Source organism: Halobellus sp., assembly GCF_042218505.1.
In the GTDB taxonomy this organism is placed as follows: domain Archaea; phylum Halobacteriota; class Halobacteria; order Halobacteriales; family Haloferacaceae; genus Haloquadratum.
This window is the reverse complement of the sequence record NZ_JBDGQZ010000032.1, coordinates 1-6,722: the sequence shown is the minus strand read 5'-3', so window position 1 is coordinate 6,722 and position 6,722 is coordinate 1. Positions and strand designations below refer to the sequence as shown.

The 6,722-nt window shown below is 70.4% G+C and carries 7 protein-coding genes; all 7 read left to right on the top strand.

All coding sequences use genetic code 11. The features are described from left to right. Window positions 1-99 precede the first annotated feature (99 nt). The 7 genes from ABEI27_RS09935 to ABEI27_RS09905 all read left to right on the top strand — a co-directional run bounded on the left by ABEI27_RS09935 (window position 100) and on the right by ABEI27_RS09905 (window position 6,684). Window positions 100-792, top strand: coding sequence for an urease accessory protein UreF (locus ABEI27_RS09935; protein WP_375799249.1), 693 nt, complete (start codon window positions 100-102; stop codon window positions 790-792). Between the two features lie 273 nt (window positions 793-1,065). Beyond that, window positions 1,066-1,215 carry a DUF1289 domain-containing protein gene (locus ABEI27_RS09930; protein WP_375799248.1) on the top strand — a complete coding sequence of 50 codons (150 nt, stop codon included), beginning with the start codon at window positions 1,066-1,068 and terminating at the stop codon, window positions 1,213-1,215. A 95-nt stretch (window positions 1,216-1,310) separates the two neighbouring features. After that, complete coding sequence (locus ABEI27_RS09925) at window positions 1,311-1,988, top strand: hypothetical protein (protein WP_375799247.1); 678 nt, start codon at window positions 1,311-1,313, stop codon at window positions 1,986-1,988. 45 nt (window positions 1,989-2,033) lie between these two features. Continuing rightward, on the top strand, window positions 2,034-3,005 hold the full coding sequence (locus ABEI27_RS09920) for an mRNA 3'-end processing factor (protein ID WP_375799246.1): 972 nt from the start codon (window positions 2,034-2,036) through the stop codon (window positions 3,003-3,005). Between the two features lie 84 nt (window positions 3,006-3,089). Beyond that, entirely contained in the window at window positions 3,090-4,415 is a 1,326-nt protein-coding gene (locus ABEI27_RS09915; RefSeq protein ID WP_375799245.1) for a cytochrome P450, read from the top strand. 274 nt (window positions 4,416-4,689) lie between these two features. Further along, complete coding sequence (locus ABEI27_RS09910) at window positions 4,690-5,082, top strand: VOC family protein (RefSeq protein WP_375799244.1); 393 nt, start codon at window positions 4,690-4,692, stop codon at window positions 5,080-5,082. A gap of 483 nt (window positions 5,083-5,565) precedes the next feature. Further along, window positions 5,566-6,684, top strand: a complete 1,119-nt coding sequence (locus ABEI27_RS09905; protein WP_375799243.1) for an NAD(P)-dependent alcohol dehydrogenase — start codon at window positions 5,566-5,568, stop codon at window positions 6,682-6,684. Window positions 6,685-6,722 lie beyond the last annotated feature (38 nt).

Below are 6,722 nucleotides of genomic sequence, written 5' to 3'. Positions count from 1 at the left end.
GCGACGTCTCCGTCCGTTACGAGACGGTGCCGCCCGAGACGTTCGACGACCGGAGCGGGAGCGGCGGACACGACCACGACCACGCACACGGAGGCGGGCATGACTGACGACGACGCCGTCCTCGCTGCGTTCCGTCTCGCCGACTCCTTCCTGCCGACCGGGAGCCACACCGCGTCTTACGGCCTCGAACAGTTCGTCCAGAGCGGCCGGGTCGCGGACGTCGACGATCTAGAGGCGCTGGTGGAGACGTACCTCCGGCGGCAGGTCGGTCCCGGCGACCTGGTGGCAGTTCAGGCGGCCCACGCCGCGGCCCGAGACGGCGATATCGGGCGGGCGTGCGAGGCAGACCGACGGCTGGTCGCCGCGACGCTCTCCGCGGAGTTCCGCGAGAGCGCCCGTCGCACCGGCGACCGCCTCCTCTCGCTTCAGCGCGAACTGCGCGAGGACGACCTCCTGGCGCGGTACGCGGCGCGCGTCGACGCGGGTGACGCCCCCGGGACCCAGCCGGCGGTACTCGGCGTGACGACGGGCCGCGCAGGCGTGGGGGTGCGCGAGGCGTGTCTGGTCTGCTGTCACGGGTTCGTCACCGACCTGCTCGGGGCCGGCCAGCGGCTCCTCTCGCTCGGACACACGGACGCCCAGCGGGTGCTCGACCGGCTCCGTCCGTCGATGAGCGCGGCCGTCGACGATGCCGCGGCCCGCGATCTCGACGCGATGACGCCGTTCGCCCCGACGGCCGACGTTCTCTCCGCCGAACACGAGCGGGCGGACCGCCGGCTGTTCACGAGCTGAGGACGGGGCCGCCGTCCGGGCGACGCTCGGAGCGACGCGGCGACCAGCGACCGGCGATCGACGACCGCGCAGACGTTCCGGCTGGTCGCGACCCCGGGCAGGTCGTACGGCTCGACCGGCAGGATACCTCTCCCGCGTGCGGCCTCGGGGCGGGCGGTGTCGCCGGAGCCGGCGTCGCCGGCATCTCCGGGGGAGAGTCAAGGAGCCGGGCCGCGCTCCGCGACGTCGCCGCGAGCCACACAGTTATGCCCCCGGCCCCAGTCGTTCGCCTCGATGGTCGAGAGTCCGTGCGTCGACCGGTGTGCGCTCGACGAGGAGGGTGTCTGTCTCGGCTGTGGCCGGACGATGGCGGAGATACGGCGCTGGGCGTCGCTCTCGACGGCGGAGCGCCGGGCCGTCGTCGACCGGGTCGCCCGAGAGTAGCCGCCGGGCGTCCGCGACGGCCCGCCGCGAGGTGGACGGCACGCCGACGGCCAGCGGCCGAAACCGACAGGGGGCCTCGGCCCCTGTCGTAGTTCGTGACCGACAGCGACCGACGCCGACTGCTCGCCGTCGCCGCGACGGGACTCGCTGGACTGCTCGCCGGCTGTGCCGGTCAGCGGACGGGCGACGAGCCCGCGACCGACGGGGAGACCCAGACAGAGCGTCCGACAGCGACGCCCGCTCCGACGGCGACGCCCGCTCCGACGGAGCGCCCGACAGAGAGCCCGACAGCGACCGCGACCCAGACTCCGACGGCGACACCCACCGCGACGGCGAGTCCGACACAGACCCCGACGCCGCCGACTGCCGTCACCGTCGACAACATCGGCGTGAGCGCGTGGGAGGTGGTCGACGGACCGGTCGCGCCCGCCGGCGAGCGCAACCCGACGCTCTCGCTCACTGTCGGGCGGCGCTACGCCGTCGAGAACCGCGGGTGGGACGACCACCCTTTCGCCCTGCTCGACGCCGACGGCGCGGCGCTGTGCTCGCAGGCCGGCGACGGCCGACTGGAGGCCGACTCCGGCGTCGACTGGACCGACGAGGGCGACCGGTTCGCGTTCACCGTCACCGAGACGCTGGCGTCGGCCGTCGACACATACATCTGTACCGTCCACGGGTCGATGCGTGGCAGCGTGACGACCGGCACGGACGGCTCGACACAGACCGAGAGCCCGACGCCGACCGACAGCGGGGGCGACGACGGCGGCTACTGAGCGCCCGAGCGCAACCCCCAAGCCCGCCCGCCCCGATCGCCGCACGTGACGGTTCGGCTGCGCGACGGCGTCGAGATCACCCTCTCGGACGGCACCCGTGTCGTCTGTGACGCCGACGACCCCGGCGGCGACGTGGCCGTGGTGACCCACGCCCACGGCGACCACCTCCCCGAGGGCGAGGCGACGGCCGTGTGTTCGCCGCTGACGGCCGCGCTCGGCACCGCCCGTCGGGACGCCCCGCTCGGCCGCGTGACCGACGACCGTATCGACCTCCTGCCCGCCGGGCACGTCGCCGGGTCGCGCGTCGCCCTCGTGACCGACCCCGACGGGACGCGGTACTGTTACACCGGCGACGTCTGCCTCCGCGCCCGCGACTACCTCGACGGCTTCGACCCCGACACGGCCGGCGACGTCGACGTCCTGGTCACCGAGGCCACCTACGGCGACCCGGGCTACGCGTTCCCGCCGCACGACGAGGTCGTCGCCGACGCGCTGGCGTGGCTCGACGAGACCGACGCGCCGGTGTTGCTGTTCGGCTACGCGCTCGGACGGGCACAGACCCTCCAGCGTCTCGCCGCCCGTGCCGGCCGGCGCGTCCTCACGACCGACGCCGTGTTGCGGGTGAACGACCCGATCACGACCCATCTGGACGTGGCGTTCGACGCCGACGAGTACGACAGCCACGACCTCGGGCCGACGGACGCGCTCGTCCTGCCGCTCACCTCCGCCCGTGCCGGCTGGATCGACCGGCTCCGCGACGCGACCGGCGCCCTCGCGGCGGGGTTCTCGGGCTGGGCGGTGGACGACTCCTTCAGGTTCCGCGGGAACTACGACGTGACCTTCCCGCTCTCTGACCACGCCGACTTCCCCGCGCTGGTGTCGATGGTCGACGCCCTCGACCCCGACCGGGTCTACACGCAACACGGCGAGGCGGCGACGCTCGCGACTCGTCTCACCCGCCGGGGCTACGACGCGACCGCGCTCCGCGACGGGCAGTCGACACTCGGCGAGTTCTGATCTCGCCCGTTCTGGCCCGTGTGCCGCCGCGAGCGCCGGCTGCGTCGACCAAACGATTATGCTGCTCTGTCGGCTGCCACGTGTATGGCAGAGACGCCGCACAGCCCGCCGGGCCTCCCGCTCGTCGGGAGTGCGCTCGACTTCGGGGACGACCCGCTCCGGTTCGTGACCGGTGTCCAGCGCGCCTACGGCGGCCAGTACCCACTCGTGCGGGTCGACCCCGCCACCGGGCCGACGACGAACGTCGTCCTCGACGCCGGGCTCGTCCACGAGATACTGGGTGACCGGGACCGATTCCGCCGGCCCAACCTCGGACCACAGGCACAGCGCCGGGAGGGGTTGCTCTCCAGCGACGGTGACCTGTGGGAGACCCAGCGCGGGATCCTCCAGCCGGAGTTCGTCGGCGAGCGCCTCGCCTCGTACGCCGGGACGACGGGCGACGCCGTCGAGGCACTTCTCGCGGAGTGGCCCGAGGCGGGCGAGCGTGACCTGTTCTCCGAGGTCGGAACGCTGACACTCCAGGTGATCGCCCGGTCGCTGTTCAGTTACGACGTCTCCCGGGCAGAGAGCGACCGCGTCCAGGACGCACTCGAGACCTTCGGCGACGAACTCGCCTTCTCACCGCTCGGCGTCGTGCTCCCCCCTCGTCTGCAGCCGGGCCCGTCGACGGCGTTCGAGCGGGCGAACGACGCGCTCGACGCCTTCGCGCAGGACGTGATCGACCAGCACGTCGCCCGGGACGACCCGCCTCGCGACCTGCTCACGGCGCTGCTGGCCGCCGAGCGCGACCCGTCTGTCGAACTGTCCGAGAACGAACTCGTCGACGAGACGGTGCTGTTTCTCACCGCCGGCCACGAGACGACGGCGCTGACTATCACCTACGCGTTCTACTGGCTCTCACAGCACCCCGAGGTGCGCGCCCGGGTGCGCGACGAGGCCGACGCCGTCCTCGACGGCGACCGCCCCGACTGGGGCGACCTCCCGGAACTCCGGACGACAGAGCGGGTCGTCCGCGAGACCCTCCGGCTCACGCCGGCGGCGTGGAACGTCATCCGCCAGACGCGCCGACCGGTCCGGCTCGACGGCTACCGGCTCGAGGCGGGCGAACTGCTGTTCGCGTCGCCGTACGCCCACGGCCGCGACCCGGCCGCGTGGGACGACCCGGCCCAGTTCCGACCGGCGCGGTGGCGCGAGGAGGCGTCCCGGGCGGCCGACGCCTACTTTCCGTTCGGGAGCGGCCCACGGTCGTGTATCGGCCGGCAGCTGGCCCTGATCGAGGCGCAGTTCACCCTCGCGCACGTCCTCCAGCACTACGACGTCGAGGTGTTGGTCGACGACCTCGAGTTCCGTCCGGCCGTGACACTGCAACTCGAGGGCGACGTTCCCGCACGACTCGTGGCACGGACGTGACGAGTGGTCGGGTCGACGACCTCTCTCCCGACGTTCGAATCCGAAGCCAGGCCCTGACGCCGTGGCCACCCCGGCCGTCCGGACTCCCGACCCCACAGCCCCCAGGAAGCGAGAAATCGACCGTACGACGGGGCACTCGACACGGCCACGCCTCGTCAGCCCAGTGTCCGGGCTGGCTCACCGACGGTCGCGGGGCGGAGACGGTCCGGCACGTCTCCCGTGGCCGCGGTCGAGTACGACCACCGTTTTTACCGCCGGCGTCGAATCTAACAGCGTGATCGCCAGCCACCTCGACCACGTGAACCTCCGGATACCGTCCGACGGTGTCGACGCAGCGCAGACGTTCTACGGGGAGCGCCTCGGGTTCGGCATCGAGGATACGCTCTACGCGGCCGACGAGAAGCCGTTCTTCGACGTCCGCCTGTCGTCGACGGCGGTGATCCACCTCTGGCCGACCGACGAGTTCGAGCCACCGACGGCGACGAACTTCAACCACGCCTGCGTCGTCGTCGAGGACTCGATCGAGAGGATCACCGACCGACTCGCAGACGCCGGCGTCGAGGTCGACAGGGAGCTGTCCTCGCCCCGTGGCGCGACCGGCGAGGCCCCCGCAGTCTACGTCACCGACCCGTTCGGATACCGGATCGAACTCAAAGAGCGCGTCTGAGACTCCGATCCGGTCGCCCGCTGTGACCGGGCGGCTCTGCCGAACGCATCCGTTGGTGTGAGGAGAGTGAGACGGGGTGCTCTACTGTCGGCGATAGGGTTCGGCGTGCTGTATGCAGGGGACGTGTCGGCCGTGCGCCGAGACGAGACCGCCGGCTGTTCGTCCCGATCTGATCGGCTGTACGCTGGCCTCTCGCACACACTCGCCGACGGCTGTCCGGGGATGCCAGACAGAACTATCAAATACGAACGTTGTACTCGAAACTGGCAGTTCTTCGTGTCCGAATATCGGGGGTCGTCGCTCGCTCGGGTGTTCGTTCGCGCGCCACACACTCCAGGCCGATCCAGTCTCTCCTGCTGGGGCGAGGGCAACGAGATGGACCGTCGAGAAACGCTCTGTCCTCCCCGGCACGCCCGACGCGACGCGGCCGCTCTCGCCGAATAAAAATAAATACCAAGCTGTGTTTATTGTGACCATCCACCAATGCAGATTCAGGCAGCCGTCGTCAGCGAGGAGGGCGCAGACCCCCAGCTCGAATCGATCCAGCTGGACGAACAGCCCCGTGCGAACGAAGTGCTGGTGCGGGTCGTGAGCGCCGGCGTCTGTCACACCGATCTGTCGACGGCAGACAACTTCTACGGCGGACCGCCGTATCCACAGGTACTCGGACACGAAGGCTCCGGCGTCGTCGAGGCGACCGGTGACGAGGTCACGAGCGTCGAGGAGGGCGACCACGTCGCGATGAGTTACGACTTCTGTGGAGAGTGTCGAAACTGTCTCAGGGGACGTATTCCGTACTGCGAGAACCTGTTCGAACACAACTTCCTCGGCCGGCGGCCGGACGACGAGTCCAGCCCGCTGTCGAAAGACGGCGAGCCGGTCAGCGGCTGTTTCTTCGCGCAGTCCTCCTGGGCTACCCACGCTATCGCCACCGAACAGAACATCGTCACGGTGGACGAAGATGTTCCGCTCGATATCGTCGGGCCGCTGGGGTGTGGAATCCAGACGGGGGCCGGTGCCGTCATGAACGCGCTTGCCCCCGAGTCCGGGTCCTCTCTCGCCGTCTTCGGCGTCGGGTCCGTCGGGATCAGTTCGGTGATGGCGGCCGCGAACGTCAGCGCCTGCACGGACATCGTCGCCGTCGACCTGAACCAGGACCGCCTCGATACGGCCGCAGACCTCGGCGCGACCCACACGCTGAATCCAGACGACGAGGACGACATCGTCGACGCGATTCACGACATCACGAACGGTGGTGCCGACTACTCGATCGAGACGACCGCCGTGCCGGAGGTCCTCCGGCAGGCCGTCGACTGCACGACCATCCCGGGCGAGTGTGGCCTCATCGGGGCGGCGCCCGCGGGAACCGAGGTCAGTCTCGATATGCACACGTTCCACTTCGGGCACAAGCTCCGCGGAATCATCGAGGGCGACGCCGTCCCCGAACTGTTCATTCCGACGTTGCTCGATCTCTGGAAACAGGGCCGGTTCCCGTTCGACGAGATCATCACCCACTACGAGTTCGACGACATCCACCAGGCCATTCACGACGCCGAAGAGGGCAACACGATCAAGCCCGTGCTGCGAATGGATCGTCCCTGAGCGTCTGGCCTCTCGGCCGGGTCTGAACGGCCACCGTA